This window comes from Pseudomonas sp. RL_105y_Pfl2_101, assembly GCF_963970585.1.
Classification (GTDB): domain Bacteria; phylum Pseudomonadota; class Gammaproteobacteria; order Pseudomonadales; family Pseudomonadaceae; genus Aquipseudomonas.
In genome coordinates this window covers 71,480-92,963 of sequence record NZ_CAXAPG010000019.1, presented here as the reverse complement: position 1 = coordinate 92,963, position 21,484 = coordinate 71,480, and the positions used below count along the sequence as shown (strand labels likewise).

At 60.7% G+C, this 21,484-nt stretch carries 15 protein-coding genes and 2 pseudogenes; 10 read left to right on the top strand and 7 right to left on the bottom strand.

Features of this window, described 5'->3' with window-relative positions:
- Nucleotides 1-7 precede the first annotated feature (7 nt).
- A complete protein-coding gene (locus tag AACY31_RS19345) occupies nucleotides 8-1,549 on the bottom strand; it encodes an acetolactate synthase large subunit (protein WP_053187581.1) in 1,542 nt (513 codons plus the stop codon).
- Nucleotides 1,550-1,824: 275 nt separating this feature from the next.
- Between AACY31_RS19345 and AACY31_RS19340 the strand changes: the two genes are divergently transcribed.
- Nucleotides 1,825-2,577 carry an IclR family transcriptional regulator gene (locus AACY31_RS19340; RefSeq protein ID WP_339482069.1) on the top strand — a complete coding sequence of 251 codons (753 nt, stop codon included), beginning with the start codon at nucleotides 1,825-1,827 and terminating at the stop codon, nucleotides 2,575-2,577.
- A gap of 178 nt (nucleotides 2,578-2,755) precedes the next feature.
- Here AACY31_RS19340 and AACY31_RS19335 read toward each other — a convergent pair whose 3' ends face one another.
- The 4 genes from AACY31_RS19335 to AACY31_RS19320 form a co-directional block, all read right to left on the bottom strand.
- A complete protein-coding gene (locus tag AACY31_RS19335; protein ID WP_339482070.1) occupies nucleotides 2,756-4,081 on the bottom strand; it encodes a hypothetical protein in 1,326 nt (441 codons plus the stop codon).
- A gap of 82 nt (nucleotides 4,082-4,163) precedes the next feature.
- Nucleotides 4,164-5,513: an aminotransferase class III-fold pyridoxal phosphate-dependent enzyme gene (locus AACY31_RS19330; protein ID WP_024619773.1), complete on the bottom strand. Its 1,350-nt coding sequence runs from the start codon at nucleotides 5,511-5,513 to the stop codon at nucleotides 4,164-4,166.
- A gap of 11 nt (nucleotides 5,514-5,524) precedes the next feature.
- Nucleotides 5,525-6,946, bottom strand: a complete 1,422-nt coding sequence (locus AACY31_RS19325) for an aldehyde dehydrogenase family protein (RefSeq protein ID WP_339492123.1) — start codon at nucleotides 6,944-6,946, stop codon at nucleotides 5,525-5,527.
- An 84-nt stretch (nucleotides 6,947-7,030) separates the two neighbouring features.
- Nucleotides 7,031-8,479, bottom strand: coding sequence for an APC family permease (locus AACY31_RS19320; protein ID WP_339504978.1), 1,449 nt, complete (start codon nucleotides 8,477-8,479; stop codon nucleotides 7,031-7,033).
- Between the two features lie 517 nt (nucleotides 8,480-8,996).
- Here AACY31_RS19320 and AACY31_RS29005 point away from each other — a divergent pair.
- The 6 genes and pseudogenes from AACY31_RS29005 to AACY31_RS19295 form a co-directional block, all read left to right on the top strand.
- Nucleotides 8,997-10,190, top strand: a pseudogene (locus tag AACY31_RS29005) (PDC sensor domain-containing protein); the annotation flags it as partial.
- 102 nt (nucleotides 10,191-10,292) lie between these two features.
- Nucleotides 10,293-11,048 carry a methyl-accepting chemotaxis protein gene (locus AACY31_RS29000; RefSeq protein ID WP_445261563.1) on the top strand — a complete coding sequence of 252 codons (756 nt, stop codon included), beginning with the start codon at nucleotides 10,293-10,295 and terminating at the stop codon, nucleotides 11,046-11,048.
- A 95-nt stretch (nucleotides 11,049-11,143) separates the two neighbouring features.
- On the top strand, nucleotides 11,144-12,313 hold the full coding sequence (locus AACY31_RS19310) for an efflux RND transporter periplasmic adaptor subunit (RefSeq protein ID WP_339504977.1): 1,170 nt from the start codon (nucleotides 11,144-11,146) through the stop codon (nucleotides 12,311-12,313).
- A 3-nt stretch (nucleotides 12,314-12,316) separates the two neighbouring features.
- Nucleotides 12,317-15,412, top strand: coding sequence for an efflux RND transporter permease subunit (locus AACY31_RS19305; RefSeq protein WP_339482076.1), 3,096 nt, complete (start codon nucleotides 12,317-12,319; stop codon nucleotides 15,410-15,412).
- 119 nt (nucleotides 15,413-15,531) lie between these two features.
- Nucleotides 15,532-15,945 (top strand): annotated as a pseudogene (locus tag AACY31_RS19300) (dihydroxy-acid dehydratase); the annotation flags it as partial.
- Nucleotides 15,946-16,083: 138 nt separating this feature from the next.
- Nucleotides 16,084-16,302, top strand: a complete 219-nt coding sequence (locus AACY31_RS19295; RefSeq protein ID WP_339482077.1) for a tautomerase family protein — start codon at nucleotides 16,084-16,086, stop codon at nucleotides 16,300-16,302.
- A 91-nt stretch (nucleotides 16,303-16,393) separates the two neighbouring features.
- Here AACY31_RS19295 and AACY31_RS19290 read toward each other — a convergent pair whose 3' ends face one another.
- Nucleotides 16,394-17,071 carry a TetR/AcrR family transcriptional regulator gene (locus AACY31_RS19290; protein ID WP_339492120.1) on the bottom strand — a complete coding sequence of 226 codons (678 nt, stop codon included), beginning with the start codon at nucleotides 17,069-17,071 and terminating at the stop codon, nucleotides 16,394-16,396.
- A 148-nt stretch (nucleotides 17,072-17,219) separates the two neighbouring features.
- Between AACY31_RS19290 and phlG the strand changes: the two genes are divergently transcribed.
- A complete protein-coding gene (gene phlG, locus AACY31_RS19285) occupies nucleotides 17,220-18,101 on the top strand; it encodes a 2,4-diacetylphloroglucinol hydrolase (RefSeq protein WP_339482081.1) in 882 nt (293 codons plus the stop codon).
- Nucleotides 18,102-18,120: 19 nt separating this feature from the next.
- Here phlG and AACY31_RS19280 read toward each other — a convergent pair whose 3' ends face one another.
- On the bottom strand, nucleotides 18,121-18,747 hold the full coding sequence (locus AACY31_RS19280; protein ID WP_339482082.1) for a TetR/AcrR family transcriptional regulator: 627 nt from the start codon (nucleotides 18,745-18,747) through the stop codon (nucleotides 18,121-18,123).
- A 419-nt stretch (nucleotides 18,748-19,166) separates the two neighbouring features.
- On the opposite strand from AACY31_RS19280, the gene AACY31_RS19275 reads away from it, so the two are divergent.
- Both AACY31_RS19275 and AACY31_RS19270 read left to right on the top strand, forming a co-directional pair.
- On the top strand, nucleotides 19,167-20,249 hold the full coding sequence (locus tag AACY31_RS19275) for a hydroxymethylglutaryl-CoA synthase (RefSeq protein ID WP_339504976.1): 1,083 nt from the start codon (nucleotides 19,167-19,169) through the stop codon (nucleotides 20,247-20,249).
- 31 nt (nucleotides 20,250-20,280) lie between these two features.
- A complete protein-coding gene (locus AACY31_RS19270) occupies nucleotides 20,281-21,477 on the top strand; it encodes a thiolase family protein (protein WP_339482085.1) in 1,197 nt (398 codons plus the stop codon).
- Nucleotides 21,478-21,484 lie beyond the last annotated feature (7 nt).

Here is a 21,484-nt window from a genome sequence, read left to right as displayed (position 1 = left end):
CGCTCCTTCACAGTGCCATTTCAATCAGGCAAGGGCCGCCATCGGCCTTGGCGTTGGCCAGGGCGCGCTGCAACTCACCGTTGGTGTGCACGGTGCTGGCCGGCAAGCCGTAGCCTTTGGCCAGAGCCTTCCAATCGATGCGTGGCCGGTCCAGTACCGTCAGGCTCAGGGCCTCGGGGCCCAGGTCGGTCATGCCGAAGCGGCGCAGCTCGTTCTGCAAAATGGCGTAGCGATGGTTGGCCGCGATCAGGATCACCACCGGCAGTTGCTCGCGGGCAATACTCCACAAGGTCTGGATGGTGTACTGGGCGCTGCCGTCCGATTGCAGGCAGAACACGCGGTTGCCGCGCTCGGCCATGGCGGCGCCAAAACCCACCGGGATGCCCTGGCCGATGGCCCCACCGGTGTTGGTCAAGACCCGATGCCGTGCGGCATGGGCCGAAGCGGTGAAGAATGGATAGCCGCACGTCCCGCCTTCCACCGAAACGATGCAGTCGTCCGGCAGCGACGCAGCCAGCACCTGACCCACGGACTGCGGGGTCAACGTAGCTTCGCTTGGCGGCAGCTCGATACCGGTTGGCGTTGGCACATAAGCCGGCGCTTCAAGCGCATCGGCAAGCGCCGTGAGTGCGCCGGCAACATCGTCCCCTACTTCCGCCAGGCAGAGCAGGCGTTCACGTTCGGCCAGGCGAGAAGCGATGCCTTCGTAGCCGAAATAACTGATCGGCTCCGGCACGCCGGCGCACACCACCGCGTCGTACTGGTCAAGGATCTCAATGGCGACTTCGGGGAAGTACGGCAGGCGATCCAGGTCAGGCAAACCACCGCCGCGATAACTCAGGCGCGGAAAGGTTTCGGCGAACAGGCGCACGCCCGGCAGTTGCGCCAGGCGCCCCGCCGCTTCGAGCCCGGCGACCGACAAGCCTTGGTCGCCGACGATAAACACCAGGCGCCGACCATCACGCAGGGCCTGGGCGACCGCCTCGATCCGGTCACCGGCAAAACGCCGAACCGGGGCCTGCAATGCGGTGAAGGCTTTCTCGTGCTGCACCGTGTTGGCTTGCAGGTCCATCGGCAGAATCAGGCTGGCGATCTGGCCGTTGGCCTGCCAGGCGGCACGCACCGCCTCCTGGAAATCTTCACCAACGCCCGATGCCGTGCGCGAGGTACGTACCCACTTGGAAACACTGCCGGCCAACGCCTGGATATCACTGGCCAACGGCGGATCGTAATTGACGTGCCAGGACGCGTGATCACCGATGACGTTGACGATCGGGGTGTTGGCGCGACGCGCGTTGTGCAGGTTGGCAATGCCATTGGCAAAGCCTGGCCCCAGGTGAGTGAGGGTCATCGCCGGCTTGCCGGCAATCCGGCCATAGCCGTCCGCAGCACCGGTGCACACCCCTTCGAACAAGGACAACACCGGCTTGAGGGCTGGCGCACTGGCCATGGCTGCCACCAGGGGAATTTCAGTCGTTCCGGGATTGGCGAAGCAGTATTCGATACCGCTCGCCACCGCCGCTTTCACTATCAGTTGCGCACCATTCATTTCCAGCCCTCTTGATCGAGCGTTTGCAGTGGCTGGGATTTATCACATAGAAGAACCCTCCACTCAAGTACTTTTTACACATAAAAGCTCTTATTTTGAGATTTATGCAAAATTACCACGAGAATAAGGCCATCAATCCGTTTGTTTTTCTCAAGCACTGGCGTATCGTGGCAACGCCCTGTCCGCCTAACGAGCGGGCTTTCCATCATCGGCGCACCTACCTATAGTGCTCACCCAAACGACCACCTACGCGCCATTCCCCCTTTAGGAGCGAAATGAGCAGTCTGAGCAAAATGCTGAGTGTGCTGGACCTGTTCGGCCCGGCCACGCTGAAGATCGACCCCGACACCATCGCCGAACGCATGGGCCTGTCACGGGCGACCGTGTACCGCTACGTCAAGGATTTGTGTGATGCGGGCCTGCTGGTCCGGGTGGATGCCGGCAGCTACGGCCTGGGGCCACGCATCATCGAGCTCGACTGGATGATGCGCCAATACGACCCGATCCTCGTGGCGGGCCGCGAGTTGATGCACCAGCTGTCCGAGGCCACTGGCCTGGCGGTGTTCGCCAGCGTTTTCTATGACGGCCACATCATCAACACCTACATCGCCGAACCCGATAACACCTACCAGTTCGCATTCGGTCGCGGCCAGCCACTGCCGTTTTTTCGCGGTGCGCAATCCAAGGTGTTGATCGCCTTCCAAAAGGGACGGCGCCTGCAACGCCTGTTCGAAGAACACATGGCCAAGGACCCCGACAACGGCTATGACTGGGCAAGCTTTTCCAAAGCGGCGAAAAAGATCCGCAAGGACGGCTATTGCCTGACCCACGATGAACTCAATCTGGGGCTCACCGGTATCGCGGCGCCGATCATCAACCCCGGGCTCGACGAGGTGGTAGGCAGCCTTTCAGCCGTCGGCAGCACCGACAGCTTCAAACTGCTGCGCCAGGAAACCGTGATTGAAATGGTGATGGACACCACCCGGCGGATTGCCGAGAGAATGCAGAATCCGCCTGCCATCGGCTAGAAACCGGAGGTGCGGCCTTACCGCTGCCCTGTAGGAGCTGTCGAGCGAAGCGAGGCTGCGATCTTTTCGCCCCCATTGAGTCTCAACGAAAGATCAAAAGATCGCAGCCTTCGGCAGCTCCTACAGGTCCCGACGGGGCAAGCTCCCTCGCCACAAAGTTTATCGAACAGCCCCTGCCTCAGAACGGCACGACCACCGTCACCTGGCTGTACACGTTGGTGCCATTGCCCGCCACTTGATTGCCCCCGGTCGTTGCATCCCGATCCGGCTTGTAGAGGCCTATCAGCGGCGTGATGATCAAGTGCTCATTGACGGCCCACTCGGCATACAGATCCAGCTCGCGGGCATCCAGGTTAAGGGCGCTGTCTTTACGCACGGTGTTGTAATCGAAGTACAACGCCCCGAGGGTCAGGTTCTCCAACGGTGTGGCTGTCAGGCCGACATGATGAATGCCCGTGTTGCTGTTGAAGGGCCCGGCATAATTGCCCGCGACTTCACCCTGGAACCAGGTGCCGTAGCCCGTGCTGAGCCCGGTGAACAGCGAGTCCCACTTCTGGGAATAGCGGGTGTAGCGGTACGTCAGTTTCGGGGCCCAGGCGAGATCGGTAAAGGTGTAGCCGGCCTCGGCGTACCAGGCGTTCTGCGGGCCGGCGTCCTTGTCCTGCCAGGCGTATTCGAATGCCAGGCTGGCGTTCTCGATGCCCGCGTCGCCCTCACCACGAATGCTGTAGACGTCCATGCCCTTGCGTTGCTTCTGGACATCGCTGGCCCACTGCTCGTTCACGTCGATGCCATGTATCCAGGTCAGCCCCAACGTGCCCGCCTTGGCGGTGTAATCGAGCGTGCCGGCGGCCAGTTCGGTTTCGGCCTGGGCGCGGTTATCGGATTTGAGCCACACCACACTGCCATGCAGCCCATCCTGCCCGCCCAGACGTAATACGGCGGTTTGATCGAACGCGTGGCGGGCAGCCAGGTAATAGGCGCCACCGCGATTCAAGCGACCATCGGCAGGCCCTTTGCCCAGGTTCGGCCCGTCATCGTTGATCAAGAATCCCCTGCCCAGCTTGACCACCTGGCGGCCGCCGGAGATATCGACGCCGTCCTGTCCCAGTACGGGGAACAGATCGGCGGAACGCCAACCCAGGTAAGCGTCTTCAATCTTCGTCGTGCGCTCGCTGCCCAGCGTATTGCCGGCCGCGTCGCCATCGCCCCAGGTGGCGGAGCTGACCAGGCTGAACGCCCCGTAGGCGGTGCCATGGCCGGCCAGGCCCTGGTCGCCGCTGACGCCATACTTGATGAAGCCTTCGCGCCAGGTTGAACCACCTGGCCTGCCGTCGTAGTTCTTGCGGCTGTTGAAATGACCGAACACGGCCAGCATGTCGGCGTTGAGGTGAGTGTCGTCATCGGCATACAACTCATAGGCCTGGACCTGACTCGCGGCGCAAAGCGCCAGCGTACAGGCAAGGCCACTGCCGAAAAATTCCATACGCGATAGGTTCCGCATGGCGGGAGCTCCTTGTGGTGCGCCTTTTGAAGGCTGTCTTTGTATTCAGGAGCCGGCGCAGCACGCTGCGCCGGCTTGCAGGCTAGCGGCAGTCGGCAAGCGCGCTGTCCAACGCGCCGACCATCATGGCGGCCTCGTCGGACGTGAGGGTCAGCGGCGGCGACATCACGATTTTGTTGCCTATCGGGCGCATCAATACACCGGCCCGGCGCGCCTGCTCGGCGATGCGCGAGGCCAGGCCCGTAGCAGGATCAAGCGGCTCGCGCGTGGCCTTGTCCGCCACCAGGTCCACAGCGATCATCAAGCCCTTGCCGCGCACTTCGCCCACTACCGCATAACGTTCGGTCAGCGGTTGCAGTTGTTCCAGCAACTGGGCACCGACCTTCCCGGCGTTGCCCGGCAAATCCTCGGCCTCGACGATGTCCAGCACCGCCAGGGCCGCCGCGCAGGCAGTCGGGTGCCCGCTGTAGGTGTAGCCGTGCATGATGACGTTGCTGAAGCCCGGGCCGTTCTCGATGGCATCGACCATGCGCTGGTTGAAGACCGTGGCGCCCATGGGGATGTAACCGGCGGTGATGCCCTTGGCCAGGCACAGTACGTCCGGGGCGACACCCCAGCCACGACTGCCGAGCATGCAACCGGTGCGGCCGAAACCCGTCACCACTTCATCGGCGATCAACAGGATGCCGTGGCGGTCGCAGACTTCGCGCAGCCCCTTCCAGTAGTACGCCGGCGGCACGATCACACCGCCGGCACCTTGCACCGGTTCGGCGATCAGCGCGGCAATGGTCTGCGGGCCGAGCAGCGCGATCTGGTCTTCCAACTGACGAATGCAGTGCGCGGTCAGTTCTTCCGGATCGCGGCAGTCCCAGGGGTTGCGGTACAGCCACGGCGTGTCGAGCAGATGACAGCCGGCCAACAGCGGCCCGTGGTTGTAGTGATAAACCCCATTGCCGCCCACTGATGTACCGCCCACGTGCACGCCATGGTAACCATTGCGCAATGAGAGAAAGCGCGTGCGCCCTGGCTCGCCGCTGGCGATCCAGTACTGGCGGGCCATTTTCAGGGCCGTCTCGACCGCGTCGGAACCGCCGGAACTGAACAACACCCGGGTCATGTTTTCCTGGGCGAACATCGACGTCAGCCGCTCGGCCAGGTCGAACACCCGCGGATGGGCGATGCCGTCGAAGGTCTGGTAATAAGCCAGTTCGTCCAGCTGCGCGGCAATGGCCGCCTTCACTGAAGCTCGATTATGGCCCACGTTCACGTTCCACAAACCGCCGACACCATCGAGCATGCGATGGCCTTCGATGTCGGTGATGTAGTTACCGTCGCCACGGGCGATGATCAACGTCTTGGAGCGGTTGGCTGGCGCCGAAGAACTCATCGGGTGCCAGAATTTTTTTTGTGCTGTCTTGTAGTGCTCGTACATGGTTGCAGTCCTCACTCTGTTTCACGCTTGCGTACGTACAGCAGTTGCTGGCCGGTGAACTCCAGCAACCCTTCAAGGCCGAACTCGACGCCGAACCCGGACATCTTGCTGCCGCCAAACGGCGTATTCGGCTGGATCTGCGCATGGCAGTTGACCCAAGCCATGCCACATTCCAGGCGACTGGCCAGGGCCTGTGCCTGCTCGCTGTCGCGTCCCCAGATCGATCCACCCAGGCCCATGTCGCCCGCATTGGCGCGACGCAGGACATCCTCGACATCCTGGTAGGCAATCAGCGGCAACACCGGCCCGAACTGCTCCTCATCCACCAGGCGCTGCCCGTCGGTCACATCGGCGACCAACGTCGGCGGATAGAAAAAGCCCGGGCGGTCCAGACGAGCACCGCCGCACAACACGCGTGCGCCCTGGGCACGGGCATCCGCCACCAGCTCCTCCACCAGCGCCAACTGTTCGAGGTTCTGCACCGGGCCAAACGTGACCCCGGGCGCCAGGCCATCCCCCACCACCTGCCGTCGGGCGATCAGGGTCAGGGCTTCGGCAAAAGCCTCGTACTGGGAGTGGTGGATGTACAAGCGCTTGAGGGCGGCGCAGGTCTGCCCCATGTTCAGGAATGCAGCCTGGAAAATATCTTCGGCGACCGCCTCGACCGAGGTGCCTGGCAGCACGATGGCGGCATCGTTGCCGCCCAGCTCCAGGGTCAGGCGCTTGAGGTTGCCGGCGGCGCCGCGCATCACGCTTTGGCCGGTGGCGGTCGAACCGGTGAAGACAATCTTCTGGATGCCGGCATGGGCAGTGATCGCGCTGCCGAACCCTTGTTCACCGGTCACGCTATTGATCACGCCCCGAGGCACGTGGCGAGCGATGACTTCCACCAGGCGCAGGGTGCTCAAAGGGGTCAGGCTTGACGGTTTGCTGATCACGCAATTGCCGGCCCGCAACGCCGGCATGATGTGCCAGACAGCGATCATGAACGGCCAATTCCAAGGCGTGATCGACGCGACCACACCCAACGGCTTGCGGTGCAGTTCAATGCGCTGGGTCGGGGTGTCTTCCACCAACTCCACGGGAATCTGCTGCTCGGCGGCATAGCGCGTCCAGGCCACCGCGCCCATCACTTCAGAGAACGCCAGCTCCAGTGGCTTGCCCTGTTCCTGGACAATGAGCCGGGCCAATGCTTCGGCTTCCTGCTCGAGATCGGCGGCGATGCTCAGCAGGCGCTGACGGCGATCTTCATGGGTGCTGTGTCGCCACTCGATGAAGGCCGATTGCGCTGCTTCGACAGCGAGGTCCAGCTGGGCCAGGGAACCGGCCGGGCATCGAGCGAACACCGTACCGGTCGCCGGATTGAGCACATCAAAGTGCCCGTTCTCACCGTCGACCCGAGCCCCATTGATGAGCATTTGATAATCGTGCATAGCACCTTCCTTTCACGCGCTGACGAACCGTGCCGAACGACAGCGGACTTGTTTTCTGGGTGGATTGACGTTGTGCGTAACGCCTTAGAGCTTGTGGCTTCCCAGCGCCGTGAATCGCTCAGGTGATGCCTTGCGCAATCGAGCCGCGAGGAACACGCCGACGATCAGCGCTGCGGGAATCACCGCGCAAAGGCCATAGGACAAGAGCTGGCTGGCGCCGGTCAGCACGTCGAAATGAATCACCGCAAGGGCCAGGACCGCCAGCAATGCCAGGCACGAAAAGACCGGAAGAATCCGACCGCGCCAGAGCCCCAGCTTCAGCTCCGGGTGAGCGCGGAAATAGACAAACACCGCCGCCGAGGTCAGCGCCATGAGCAAGATCACGCACAGCGTGGCCAGGTTGGAAAACCAGGCGAACAGCTGAAGGATCGGATCGGCGTCCAGCGCGGCGAAGATCAGTACCACCACCGCCGCGATCAGGCTTTGCAGGACCGAGCCCATGTGCGGACTCTGGTGCACGCGATGGGTGGTGCCCAATCGGCTGTGCAGCAAACCGTCGCGGCCGATGGCATAGAAGTAACGGGCCGCAGCATTGTGAAACGCCAGCAGCCCGGCGTAGATGCTGACCATGAACAGCACGCGGATGATCTGGGTCAGGTGCGGGCCGACAAAGTGATCGGACATGCCGTAGATGAACGTCGTCGGATCCTGGAGCGCCTGCAAGGTCGGCACGATCTTGTCGGCCCCAACGCCGATCACCATCGCCCAGACCGACAGGGCATAGAAGCCACCGATCAACAGCACCGAGCTGTAGGTGGCAATGGGAATCGTGCGATGCGGATTCCTGGCCTCCTCGCCGTAGATGGTGGTGGCCTCGAAGCCGATGAACGCCGCGAAGCAGAACAGCAAGCCGATTGACGGCGTGCCGCTGAACACATGGCTGCGCTCGAACGAATCGAGATTGATACCGCTGTCGCCACCGGTCTTGAGAATGGCAAAATCCAGCGTCAGGATCGCCAGGTACTCAGCAATAACCACCACCGACAGCACCCGGGCCGACAGGTCGATCTTGCGATAGCCAAGCACCGCGATGCTCGCCATCGCCAGGAGCGAATACGTCCACCAAGGCAAGTCCAGGCCAAAGACACTGGCCATCGTGCCACTGACCACGCCGCCGAACATGCCGTAGAGGCCGACCTGGAGAATATTGTAGGCAAACATCGCCAACACCCCCGCCGCTCCGCCGGCCAGGCCACCCAGGCCGCGGGAAGTGAAGGCATAGAAACCACCGGCGTTGGTCATGTGACGGGACATGGCGGTGTAGCCCGCCGAGAACGCCAGTAACACCAGCAAGGCCAGGATCAGCAATGCCGGTGTGCCAGCGCCGTTGCCCAGCATAATGCCAATAGGGAAGCCGCCGGCGATGACGCTCAAGGGGCTCGCCGCCGAAATCACAAAGAAGATGATGAAACCGACACCCAAGGCGCCGCGCTTGAGCTCCGTCGAGCTGCTGATCGGGAAAGATACGCTCATTGTTCTTGACCTTATTGTATGAGGCAGTTGTTGCTGGATCGCAGACGGCCAGCTTCGCCGACTTCCAAAAGCTTATTGTTCTGCTTGCACGCTGGATTCGATGCTAGGCCCTGGCCGAAACCCTTCGCTATCCCAAAACGGCAGCATCCAAGACCGCGCCCCAAAACAGGTCAGTCCAATGCTGTAACGCCGACAAACCCGTCTCCCGCTGGGTCTGGATGGCGCTGTAGGAGCTGTCGAGCGAAGCGAGGCTGCGATCTTTTCAGCACCATTGAGTTTCAAGATAAAGATCAAAAGATCGCAGCCTTCGGCAGCTCCTACCGCAGGCCAGAGGGCATTCTGTGACCCCGGGTTCAGCGTTTTATTGAGTGACCCGCATTAGTCCGCTGTCGGCGCACAACGGCTGCCGATTCGGGATAACCGGCAGGCGCTTCCTGCCGCAAGATAGCCTCGCCCGCCCTTCAAACAGTGCTGGGACCAAAACAAATAAAAGCCCCTAAGCGCAGGAAACTTCAGCATGTTCTTGGCTCGTCTCTCTATCCAATGGCGGATCACGCTCTTGAGTGGCCTGTGCCTGCTCGCCGTCGTCGGGGCGTTGACCGGCGCCTCCCTGTATCAGAACCAGCAAGGCGCCACGCTGCTCAAGCAGCAAAGCAGTCAACTGCTCGGGCGCTCGGCACTGGAAGGTTTACAGGCGCAGGGCCTGGCCCACGGTCAGCGGGTGGAACGCTTTTTCAGCGAAACAGCGATCTATGGAGAAGGTTTTGCCCAACAGGTTCTGCAACTGCGCGCCCAGGCACTGAACGGGCGACTGACGCCAGGGCAACTGCGCCGGGACCTGATCGTCGCGACCCGCCAAGCCCTTCAGAACCGCGAAAAAGTCCTCGGTTTCTACGTGGTGCTGCTGCCCGACGCGCTGGTCGGTGAAGATGCGGGTTTCACTGGTCAACGCGATCTGGCCGGCAATGAAAAAGGTCGCTTTGCCCTGTACTGGTCGCAAAGCCAACCCGGCCATTTGGTGCAAGAGGTGCTCAGCGAAGCCCAGATCAGCGCCAACACCGCACCTCCGGGCAGCGAGCCGGCCAACGCCTGGTACGTCTGCCCGCAGACCCTGGGGCGCACCTGCGTGACAGAGCCCTACGCGATCGAGGTTGAAGGCCAGAAGACGTTGATGAGCAGCATCTCCATACCGTTGCTGGACCAGGGCAAAGTCATCGGCGTGGTGGGCATGGACATCAGCCTCGAGACCCTCCAGCAACTCGCCGCCAGCCTTGCCAACGACCTGTATCCCGGCCACAGCGAGATCAACATTCTTTCCCCGTCTGGGCTAGTTGCGGGCCAAAGCGGCACGGTTGACGGCATCTCCGTCGACGTTCGACAAGCCGTGCAAACCGTCCCCGACAATCCCCCCTGGCAATTGCAGATACGCGTGCCCAAAGCGCTTGTGCAAGCACCGGCCCAGCACATGCAGGCGCAGTTGGACGACAAGTATCGCCAGGCCAACTGGTTCAACCTCAGCCTCGGCTTGCTGGCGGCCGGCCTGGGATTGTTGCTCATCTGGCTCACCGCTTACGGCGTGACCCGGCCGCTGCTGCGGGTGGCGCACATGCTCGATGCGATTGTCGACGGCGACGGCGATCTCACCCAGCGCCTGCCCAACGACCGCCACGATGAATTGGGCCATCTGGCCCAGGGCTTCAACCGCTTTCTCGACAAGTTGCAACCCATCATCCGCGATATCCAGCAAGCCTCCCTGGACACCCGCAACACCGCCGATACCTCGGCGCAGGTGGCCCGGGAAGTCAGCGCGGGCATGCACACGCAGTACCGGGAAGTCGAGTTGGCGGCGACCGCCCTACATGAAATGAGCACCAGCGCCCAGGAAGTGGCCCGCCATTCCCACCAGGCAGCCGATGCCGCCACCGTCGCCGAAAACGCCAGCCGATCAGGGCGCGAATTATTTGCCAATGCAGTCACCAGCATCGACAGCCTGGACCAGCGCCTGGAGACCACGCTTGAGCAAGTGCAGGCGCTGGCCGGCAACAGTCAACACATCGGCCAGGTGCTGGATGTGATTTGTGCCATTGCCCAGCAGACCAACCTGCTGGCCTTGAATGCCGCCATCGAAGCGGCCAGGGCCGGTGAACAGGGACGCGGCTTCGCCGTGGTGGCCGACGAAGTTCGCCATTTGGCCAGCAACACCCAGAACTCGGTCGAGCAGATACGCACGGTGATCGAAGCATTACAACAGTTGAGCCAGGCAGTCGTGCACAGCACCCAATTGAGCCGCGAACAGGCCAGGGACAGCGTCGTTCAAGTCGAAAAGACCCAAACGGCGCTGCAACACATCAGCGACGCGGTGGAAGTGATCGAGCACATGAACCAGCAGATCGCCAGCGCCGCCCTGGAGCAAAGCGCTGTTGTGGAAGACATCAGCCATCGCGTCAGCGACATTCGCGGGATCAGCGAGACCTTGACCAGCCGGATGGAAGAAGCCTCGCAGGCGAGCCACTCGCTGCATGCCATGGCCAACCGTCAACAGCAGTTGGTGGGGCACTTTCGAGTTTAAGGATGCTTACACAATTTCACAGAGCGCCTACAAAGCTTCACCCCTGTCGTTGGCCTTGATCCCTACCATGGGCGGTTCAATAGTGGGGAAGCACCATGTCCAAGATTCCTGTCGTCACACTGAGCCTGTTGGTCGGCCCACTACTGCTCAGTGGCTGTGATAGCGCCTCGACCCCGCAAGCATCCGACCCGCTGGCAAGCGTGCGTGTCGAAACCGTCCAGGCCCGGCCGCTGTCGATCAGCAACGAGCTGAGCGGCCGGATCGCCGCGCCACGGGTCGCCGAAGTCCGGGCGCGGGTGGCCGGCGTGGTCTTGCAGCGGGTGTTTCGTGAAGGCCGCGACGTCAAACAGGGCGAGGTGCTGTTTCGCATCGATCCGGCGCCGTTCAAGGCCGACCTGGACAGTGCCGAGGCGGCGTTGCGCAAGGCCGAGGCCAATGCGTTCCAGGCTCGCTTGCAGGCCCAGCGTTATGCCCAGTTGATCGATGACAAGGCGATCAGTGGCCAGGATTACGACAACGCCCAGGCCAGCGTGCGCCAGACCGCCGCCGATGTCGCTGCCAGCAAGGCTGCAGTGGCACGGGCGAAACTGAACTTGGGGTACGCCACGGTCACCGCGCCGATTTCCGGACGCATCGGTCGCGCCCTGGTGACCGAAGGCGCCTTGGTGGGGCAGAACGAAAGCACGCCGTTGGCGTTGATCCAGCAACTGGACCCGATCCACGCCGACCTCACGCAATCGACCCGCGAACTCAACGACCTGCGCCGGGCCTTTCGCGCAGGGCTTTTGCAAGCGGTCGGCCAGGGCCAGGCCAAGGCCACGTTGATTCAGGACGATGGAAGCCCCTATCCGCTGCCCGGCAAGTTGCTGTTCACCGACCTCAGCGTCGACCCAAGCACCGGTCAGATCACCCTGCGCAGCGAATTCCCCAACCCCGACCTGGACCTGCTGCCGGGCAGTTTCGTCCGCGTGCGCCTGGAACAGGCGATCAACAGCCAGGGCATCACCGTGCCGCAACGAGCGATCCTGCGAGACAGCGCCGGGGTTGCCCAGGTGCTGCTGCTGGACGCCGAACAGAAGGTCAGCCAGCAACCGGTGCAACTGGGCGCAGTGCAAAGCGATCGCTGGATCGTCACGCAAGGTTTGAAACCCGGCGACCGCATCGTCATCGAAGGGCTGCAACACGCCCGTCCCGGTGAGCACGTCCGGGTCGATGACACCCCACTTCCCCTCGCCCAGGTTCCCGGGCCACAGGCAGGACACTAAGCCATGCCGCAATTCTTCATCGACCGCCCGGTGTTCGCCTGGGTCGTCGCGCTGTTCATCCTGTTGGCCGGCATCCTGGCCATCCCGCAGTTGCCGGTGGCGCAATACCCGGTCGTGGCCCCGCCACAGATCGAGATCTACACCGTCTACCCGGGTGCTTCGGCGCAAACCGTGGACGAAAGCGTGGTCAGCCTGATCGAGGAGGAGCTCAATGGCACCGATAACCTGCTGTACTTCGAGTCCCAAAGCAGCCTGGGCAGCGCCACCATCACCGCGACCTTCCAACCCGGCACCAACCCGGAACTGGCCCAGGTCGACGTGCAGAACCGCCTCAAAGCGGTGGAATCGCGCCTGCCGCAAGCGGTGACCCAGCAAGGCTTGCAAGTAGACAAAGTGTCTGCTGGCTTCCTGTTGCTGATCACCCTCACCTCCAGCGACGGCAAGCTCGACGACGTGGCCCTCAGCGACTACCTGGCGCGCAACGTGATGAACGAGATCAAGCGCCTGGACGGTGTCGGCAAGGCCCAGTTGTACGGGGCCGAACGGGCCATGCGGATCTGGATCGACCCGCAGAAACTCGTCGGCTTCAACCTGACCCCGGCCGACGTCAATGCCGCCATCGTGGCGCAGAACGCCCAGGTGTCGGCCGGCAGCCTGGGCGATTTACCGAGCCGCAGCACCCAGGAAATCACCGCGACCATCGTCGTCAAAGGCCAGCTCAACACGCCGCAGGAGTTCGCCGACATTGTGCTCAAAGCCAAGCCCGACGGCTCGACGGTGCGCATCGCCGACGTGGCACGGGTGGAAATCGGCAGCCAGGAATACCAGTTTTCCACGCGTCTGAACGGCAAGCCGTCCACCGCCGTGGGGGTGCAACTGTCGCCGGGCGCCAATGCCTTGAACACCGCGACCCTGGTGCGGAACAAGATGGACGAGCTGTCGCGCTACTTCCCGGCCGGCGTGGAATACAAGATTCCCTACGACACGTCGCCCTTCGTCAAGGTCTCGATCACCAAGGTGATCTACACCCTCGGCGAGGCGATGTTGCTGGTGTTCGCGGTGATGTTCCTGTTCCTGCAGAACATCCGCTACACCCTGATCCCGACATTGGTGGTGCCGGTGGCGCTGATGGGCACCTTCGCGACGATGCTCGCGCTGGGGTTCTCGATCAACGTGCTGACGATGTTCGGCATGGTGCTGGCCATCGGCATCCTGGTGGACGATGCCATCGTGGTGGTGGAGAACGTCGAGCGGATCATGGCCCAGGAAGGCTTGTCGCCCAAGGAGGCCACACGCAAGGCCATGGGACAGATCACCGGGGCGATCATCGGCATCACCCTGGTGCTGGTGGCGGTGTTCATTCCGATGGCCTTCATGCAGGGCTCGGTGGGGGTGATCTACCAGCAGTTCTCGCTGTCGATGGCGACCTCGATCCTGTTCTCTGCGTTTCTCGCCCTGACCTTGACCCCGGCCCTTTGTGCGACCTTGCTCAAACCGGTCGCCCAAGGTGATCACCACGCCAAGACTGGTTTCTTCGGTCTGTTCAACCGTGGTTTCGACCGATTCGGCGAGCGCTATCAAGGTTGGGTGGCCTATGCGGTCAAACGTAGCGGCCGTTATCTGCTGATCTACGGCCTGTTGCTGGTGGGCATGGGCGTGCTGTTCAGTCGCCTGCCCTCCTCGTTCCTGCCGGTGGAAGACCAGGGCTACACCATCACCGACATCCAACTGCCACCGGGTGCCAGCAAACACCGTACCGTCCAGGTGGTGGAACAGATCGAAGCTCACAACGCCGGCGAACCGGGGGTCGGTGACAGCACGATCATCCTCGGTTTCAGCTTTTCCGGCAGCGGGCAGAACGCGGCCCTGGCCTTCACCACCCTCAAGGACTGGTCGCAACGCGGCGCCGATGATTCGGCGGCGTCGATTGCCGACCGTGCCAACTTGGCGTTAAGTCAAATCAAGGACGCCATGGTGTTCTCGGTGCTACCGCCGCCGGTGGACGGTCTGGGCACTTCCAGCGGTTTCGAGTTCCGTTTGCAGGACCGTGGTGGCCTCGGCCATGCCACCTTGATGCAGGCCCGCAGCGAATTGCTCGCCGCCGCCGACAAAAGCCCGATGCTGATGAATGTGCGTGAAAGCGCCCTGGCCGAGGCACCGCAAGTGCAACTGGAGGTCGATCGCAAGCAGGCCAATGCCCTGGGTATTTCTTTTGCCGACGTTGGCAGTGTGTTGTCCACGGCGGTGGGTTCGACCTACATCAACGACTTCCCCAACCAGGGGCGTATGCAACGGGTGGTGGTCCAGGCCGAGGGCGACCAACGCAGCCAAGTCGAGGATTTGCTGAAGATTCATGTGCGCAACAACAGCGGAAAAATGGTCCCGTTGTCAGCCTTCGTCCAGGCCCGCTGGACCCAGGGGCCGGCGCAATTGACCCGCTATAACGGTTATCCGGCGGTGAGCATTTCCGGTGAGCCGGCACCGGGCTACAGCACCGGGCAAGCCATGACCGAAATCGAACGGCTGGTGGCCCTGGGGCCGACGGGCCTGGGCCAGGAGTGGACGGGGCTGTCCTTGCAAGAACGCTTGTCCGGCAGCCAGGCACCCATCCTGTTGGGCCTGTCGCTGCTGGTGGTGTTCCTGTGCCTGGCGGCGCTGTATGAGAGCTGGTCGATCCCGACCTCGGTGTTGCTGGTGGTGCCGCTGGGTGTGCTCGGCGCGGTATTGGCCGTGTCGTTGCGCGGCATGCCCAACGACGTGTTCTTCAAAATCGGGCTGATCACCATCATCGGCCTGTCGGCGAAGAACGCGATCCTGATCATCGAGTTCGCCAAGAGCCTGTACGACGAAGGCCACGACCTGATCGACGCCACGCTCCAGGCTGCCCGCCTGCGCCTGCGGCCGATCATCATGACGTCGCTGGCGTTCATCCTTGGCGTGGTACCGCTGGCGATTGCCACGGGTGCCAGCTCGGCAAGCCAGCAGGCCATCGGTACCGGAGTGATCGGCGGGATGATCAGCGCCACGCTGGCGGTGGTGTTTGTGCCGGTGTTTTTTGTGGTGGTGATGAAGCGTGTCAGGCGTGTTGATCCCAAGTGAGGCTAGGCCGGAGCACCGCTATCGCGAGCAAGCTCCCACATGGGATCTCCAGAGGACACAATATCCGCGTGCATCCGGAGTCCTTCTGTGGGAGCGGGCCTGCTCGCGAAGGCGGCGTCTTCGACACCCCGCTCAAGCACCGCGCCGGTTTCATCGTGCTCAGCGGCAATTTCTTCGACAGCGCGATCATGAAGGTGCCGGTGGTGGACGAAGCGTTTCGCAAGACCTACCTGTCCGAGCCCGGCGCCGAGAACAGTTTCGAAGCCCGGACCATCGTGCTCGAAGGTCCGGAGGATTACCACGCGCGCATCGAAGTGGACCTCAATACCCGCACCGTGAACCTGCTGATCGACGACGAAGAGATGACCCAGCGCCGACGCGAATGGACGCCGAATGCCCCACCCTCGCAAACGCCCTGGCAGGAACTGTACCGGCAACGGGTGGGACAGCTTTCCACAGGGGGCTGCCTGGAGCCGGCGACATTGCAGCTGCGCGTGATCGCCCGCAGTGGTGAACCGCGTCATTCACACTGAGTCCAGACGGCCGATTGTTCACGTACGTTGAATGCTGATGCCAACCCAGAGGGATTTATTCCAAGGGCGTAAAGGAGAAACATGCGCGCCAGGGGCTTTCGCCCTGCCTCATCTTTCTCACACCCACGGAGTCGATCCATGCCATTTGCCAACTACAAATTCCCCGAAGGAATCCTGGACCACGCCCGCAAAGAAGAGATCATCCATCGCACCACGGAAATGTTCGTCGAGTACTTTGGCGAGGGGGTTCGGCCGTTCACCATGGTCCTGGTCGAAGAGGTGGCAGACGGCGGATGGGGGCGCGCTGATGAAACGCTGACGCAGGCGAAGATGGGGTTGCCTGCCAAAGGACAATAGCGCCTGTGGAGCATCAACGATGCATCGCGCTCCCCGTTGGCTACTGTGACGGCACCCGTCGCCATCGGTAGCCCCCAATAACCATGGAGCGTCAGTTTGCAGCATCGTGCGCAGTCGCCGCCACGGCCTGGAGCCCACCAAGGGCATAACTCATCATGTGATCTATCAAACCCTGCGGCTCGAGACTCAAGCCTTGCAGCACATGCTGTTTTAACGGTTGATGGGCGATAAGCAAAAAAAGACAAGGGGCGAAAACGCTGATGGCGCTGCGCAACGTTGTCGGATGATCCGCAGGCAAGTTCATGATTTGCCCCAGCAAGCCACGCAGGATGTGCGCCTTGGGAAACGACTGCTCCTTGAGCACCACCTCAAACTCAGGAGAAGGCGAAAGTATTTCGCGCGTGAGCACTTTCAGCGCCCAGCCATCCGGATGGTCGTGCAGGCGTTCAACCAGCACGGTGATGAGGGCACGTAATTTGTCTTGCGGTGAGCCGGGCCGCTCATTAAGCGAAACCAGAGTTTCCATGCGCACCAACCGAGCGTGGGCTTCGAGCAATACCGCGCGGTACAGGCCCTCTTTGTTTACGAAATGATAATTCACCGCCGCACTGTTGGCTTGCGAACGTTCGCAAATCTGCTTGCTGGTGGTGTTGGCCAACCCCTGTTCGGCAAACAACTCACCCGCTTTTTCCAGAATCTGCAACCGCGTTGCCTGCCCATCGAGTCGCGAAGCACGAGGCAGGGAAGGCTTGCCAATGGCATTGTCCATGAGCTCATCTCTTTATAGTTCTAATTCAAATTTGACTTTTTATTTCAGCCTACCTATTTTGGTCCCGTCATTGTCCCTTTACAACACCGCGCGAGGACTTCGCAGCCGATGCTGCGGGCTTTTCACGCACTACCAAGGAAATACCGTCATGGAAGCGCGCGTAATGACACCTTTCACCTACTTCTCATTGCCAATGCAGAAGCAGTTCCTGGCCAATCAGCGGGCCATCCAAGGCAAACCCTACGCCGACTTTTTCCGCTCGAAAATCAGCGTGCCGCTCAGTGCAGTCGAAAAAATACAGCAAGGCCCCATGGCCTTGGCTGATACCTTGACGCCGAGCGTTGAAGACCTTAACCGCATGCTCGCTGCTGATTTCATTAGCGAAGAGGCCGGATACGCCCTGCTGCCAGGGCCGATGGCCTACGTGCAAAGTCGCAAGTTTTTCCCCAACTGCACAGCTGAGATGCTCAAGTGGTGGTTCATGTGGCATCCACTGGAGGCTGAACGCTACACCCTGTGGTTTCCTTATGCCCATGTGGAAAACCCCTGCGTTCATCACGAGCGCCTCCTCGACGACTCTCTGAGCTTCGAGGAGCGCTTGTACGGCAATACCTTTTGCGCCTCTGAGTACGTCGGTGACCGTCTCATGCACCTGCACATTGATTTCAGGGACCCCTGCGAGCTGGGCTTCTGTCCGGATCTGTACCGCGAATCCAAAATAGACGGCAGCGTCAGCGCCTTGATGAGCCTGGCCCACGAACCGCAAGTGCCAGTGTCATTGATGGCGCACTTGTTCAAGGAATGCCCGGAAGGTTTGTACCTGACGAGCCGTTACTGGGTCGGCAGCCACCCTGCCATGCAGCGTTTTCCAGGCGCCGAGCGAGCCGCTCAGCTACTGGAAGAAAACGGTCTGGGGGAAGTGGAGCTGGAAACCCTGGCTTATGAATTTGCCGTGCATGACTTGTGTGAATTCAACCACCTGGCCAGCATCCTGCCGAGCCTTCATGCACAATTCAGTGGCACAAAGTAAGGACAACCCCACCCGATAATCAGGCTTCGGCGGCGCCCTGAACCGCTGCCGAATTCGTGCGCAGTACCCCGTTCATCAGAAGTGTCGTGAATTCATTGATATCCGCTTCCACCTCCAACTGCTCGGTCAACAGCCGGTACCAGCAAAACCCGAAGATCATGTCCAGGAGCAATTCACGCGACGTATCCTTGGGCAACTCGCCCTGCTGAATGGCATTTTCCACCAGCTTGCGAGGCAACTCCCTACGTCGCTCCATGAATTCGTCTTTCAGTTTGGGCAGCGTGCTGGGATCGAGCTGAGCCTCAGCAATGACACACCGAAAAGCCTCCCCGCAAATCGTTTCTCGCCAGACCTTCCAGAGATTGAGCAGCAAGAAATTGAGGTTCTCCTTGAAGGAGCCTTTATCAGGCTCTTTGCGAATCTGCTCGCTTTCACTCTCGTAGACCTCGGCGATCAAGGCTGCCTTGTTACCCCACCATCGGTAGATTGTCGGTTTACTGGCGCCAGCACGGCGAGCCACAGCCTCGATGCTCAACCCCGAATAACCGCACTCCTTGAGTGTTTCTATGGCAGAAACAATGATCGCTTTGTGCGTGTGAGGGCTCCTCAATGAACCAATGGAGCTCCGAGATGGTTTACGGGCCATAAATCAAAATCTCCAATATGGCGCTTGACAAAAGAGACTCAGGGTATAGGATTCTCTCGAAAAGCAATGAAACGGATCGTTTCGTTTTGTATGTTTATTTGATCTCAGCTTCTGCTTAGCAGCGGGTCTCTTGAGCGTTTATTGCCTCCACGTAGGGAAATCGGAGAAAAAAATTCATAATTTTTTAACGCGACCTTAACGATACGGCACGTTTCGTATCATACATAATGATTGGACGGAAATAAACCTATTGTTCACAGGTTGACCGACAGGTTCTGTCTCCTGAACCCCCCCGATTTACGGGGCATAGGACCGCCAGTATCACTTTGCGAGCACCAATAGATAGTTTCTAAATATTTCATGCACCTGTCACGGCTTTCTGCCAGCGGGTGAAAGAACGGAATCTGGAGGAAGTACACATGAATAAAGTAGGAATTGTGAGCTACGGCGCGGGCATCCCGGTCTGCCGGCTCAAGGTGGACGACGTGATCCAGGTGTGGAAAAACACCGATCTGAGCTTGGTAAAGGGTCAATTGGGCGTTCTTGAAAGGGCTGTGCTGCAACCTGACGAAGACGTCATCACCTTGGGCGTGCTCGCCGCCCAACGCGCGCTGGACAAAGCGCCGCCGCGTCCCCTTGAAGCGCTATATCTTGGCACCTGCACCAATCCTTATGACTCCCGGGCCTCGGCCGCGATCATCCTGGAAATGCTCGGCTGCGGCTACGACGCCTTTTGCGCAGACGTACAGTTTGCCGGTAAATCAGGCACCAGCGCCCTGCAGATTGCATACGCCCTGGTGGCGTCGGGCATGGTGGGCAACGCTTTGGCGGTGGGCGCCGATACGATCAACCGCAACACCGCCCCCGGTGATTTGACAGAATCCTACGCCGGAGCGGGGGCCGCTGCCCTGCTGTTGGGTACAGAAAATGTGATCGCGCATTTTGACGCAAGTTTTTCTTGCGCAGCAGATGTCGCTGACAACATCAGGCCTCAGGGGGATCGCTATATCCGGTCGGGAATGGGACTGGGCTCGGACAAGAACAGCATCGGCCTTGAAGACCAGACTCGTCGTGCCGCCTCGGGATTGATGGCCAAAATCCATGCGCAGGCCGCTGATTTCGACTATGTCGTCTTCCAGCAAAACCTGGTGTCGACCCCCTACTCTCTCGGCAAGCACCTGGGATTCACGACGGCGCAAATCGAACCTGGCATCTATGCCCAGAGTGTCGGTGATGCTGGGGCAGCGAGCCCTTTGCTGGGCTTGGTCAACGTCCTCGATCAAGCGCGTCCCGGTGAAAGAATCCTGGTGGTTTCCTATGGGTTTGGTGCGGGCAGCGATGCCATTGCCTTGACTGTCACCGACGCCATCGAAGCCTATCAAAAGACCAACGTTCCGCTGCGCACACTGCTGGAGGATAAGTACTACGTGGATTACGGGACGTCGATCAAGTACGAGTTCAAATACTTGCGGCCTGACTATGCCCTGACGGCCTATCTCTGATTCCAATCCATCCAGCAAGGAGCACCTTCTTATGTGCGCACGACGCGTTGCTATCGTTTCGGCTGCCTATACCCCTAAACCGGGCAGTTCCAGAGTTCGTCAGACTTTCAAGGAGATGATCGTCGAGTCAGCCTACCAAGCGCTCAACGCCATCAAGATGCACCCCCGCGAACTCCAGGCAGTTGCCTATGGTTACCACGGCGAAGGTATTTCTGAATACGGCGGCCTGGGCCCGACCATCTCCGATGCCTTGGGTATCAGCCCTGCCCCCACGTTCATGAGTACGGCCAACTGCACCAGTAGCTCGGTGTCTTTCCAGATGGCTCACCAAATGGTCGCCTCAGGTGAATACGACATCGTCCTGTGTGGCGGTTTTGAAAAAATGACCGACCACATCAACTACGCCGAATACATCGGCTCCAGCACTGAATGTGAATACGATTATTTCCTCGGCATCTCACACACAGACGCCTTCGCCCTGGCGACCGCCGAGTATTTTGAAAAATTCGGTTATGCAGGACGCGAAGCGGATGTATTGGCGACTTTTGGGCGGCAGATGCGTATCTATGCCCATAACACCCCCACGGCTACCCGCTATGGCGTACCTATTCCGTCCCTCGAAGCACTCAAGAGTAGCGAAGCCTGTGGCTCGATGCTGGCCTGGGGTGAAGCCAGCGGTTGCGCCATCCTGGTGGCAGAACACCTTGCGCACCGTTACACGACCCAACCGGTATTTATCCGTGGCTGTGCCTACACCGGTGTATCGCACTATTTCGGCACGCGCTATCACAACCCGACGTTGCAATTTCCGGGACTGCCAAAAGATGTAGGCATGGCGGTTTCCGCCAACTCGATGGCCTGCGCCGAAATCGCCTACAAAAAAGCCGGTATCACAGCAAAGGACATCGATGTGGCGCAAGTCTACGACTTGCTGGGCGCCGGGTTGATTCAAATGGAGTCCATGGGCGTATGTGGTCCAGGCCAGGCCGGCGACTTCGTATTGGAAGGCGGCATAGCTCTTGACGGGCAACTTCCCCTGAACACTGACGGCGGCAACATCGGACGCGGCCACGCCTCCGGTTGCGATGGGATTTTGCACATTACTGAGTTGTTCCGACAGCTTCGCGGCGAGTCCAACAACCAAGTCAAAGGCGCCCGTATTGGTGTCTCGCAAAACCTGGGCGGTTACGCCGCGCACAACAGTGTCATTGTGCTTTCCAACGATTAAGGAGCCG

What these genes read in the sequence shown, in the direction of transcription:
- AACY31_RS19345 (WP_053187581.1), bottom strand. Translation starts at nt 1,549, where the DNA reads ATGAATGGTGCGCAACTGATAGTGAAAGCGGCGGTGGCGAGCGGTATC.
- AACY31_RS19340 (WP_339482069.1), top strand. Translation starts at nt 1,825, where the DNA reads ATGAGCAGTCTGAGCAAAATGCTGAGTGTGCTGGACCTGTTCGGCCCG.
- AACY31_RS19335 (WP_339482070.1), bottom strand. Translation starts at nt 4,081, where the DNA reads ATGCGGAACCTATCGCGTATGGAATTTTTCGGCAGTGGCCTTGCCTGT.
- AACY31_RS19330 (WP_024619773.1), bottom strand. Translation starts at nt 5,513, where the DNA reads ATGTACGAGCACTACAAGACAGCACAAAAAAAATTCTGGCACCCGATG.
- AACY31_RS19325 (WP_339492123.1), bottom strand. Translation starts at nt 6,946, where the DNA reads ATGCACGATTATCAAATGCTCATCAATGGGGCTCGGGTCGACGGTGAG.
- AACY31_RS19320 (WP_339504978.1), bottom strand. Translation starts at nt 8,479, where the DNA reads ATGAGCGTATCTTTCCCGATCAGCAGCTCGACGGAGCTCAAGCGCGGC.
- AACY31_RS29000 (WP_445261563.1), top strand. Translation starts at nt 10,293, where the DNA reads ATGCACACGCAGTACCGGGAAGTCGAGTTGGCGGCGACCGCCCTACAT.
- AACY31_RS19310 (WP_339504977.1), top strand. Translation starts at nt 11,144, where the DNA reads ATGTCCAAGATTCCTGTCGTCACACTGAGCCTGTTGGTCGGCCCACTA.
- AACY31_RS19305 (WP_339482076.1), top strand. Translation starts at nt 12,317, where the DNA reads ATGCCGCAATTCTTCATCGACCGCCCGGTGTTCGCCTGGGTCGTCGCG.
- AACY31_RS19295 (WP_339482077.1), top strand. Translation starts at nt 16,084, where the DNA reads ATGCCATTTGCCAACTACAAATTCCCCGAAGGAATCCTGGACCACGCC.
- AACY31_RS19290 (WP_339492120.1), bottom strand. Translation starts at nt 17,071, where the DNA reads ATGGACAATGCCATTGGCAAGCCTTCCCTGCCTCGTGCTTCGCGACTC.
- phlG (WP_339482081.1), top strand. Translation starts at nt 17,220, where the DNA reads ATGGAAGCGCGCGTAATGACACCTTTCACCTACTTCTCATTGCCAATG.
- AACY31_RS19280 (WP_339482082.1), bottom strand. Translation starts at nt 18,747, where the DNA reads ATGGCCCGTAAACCATCTCGGAGCTCCATTGGTTCATTGAGGAGCCCT.
- AACY31_RS19275 (WP_339504976.1), top strand. Translation starts at nt 19,167, where the DNA reads ATGAATAAAGTAGGAATTGTGAGCTACGGCGCGGGCATCCCGGTCTGC.
- AACY31_RS19270 (WP_339482085.1), top strand. Translation starts at nt 20,281, where the DNA reads ATGTGCGCACGACGCGTTGCTATCGTTTCGGCTGCCTATACCCCTAAA.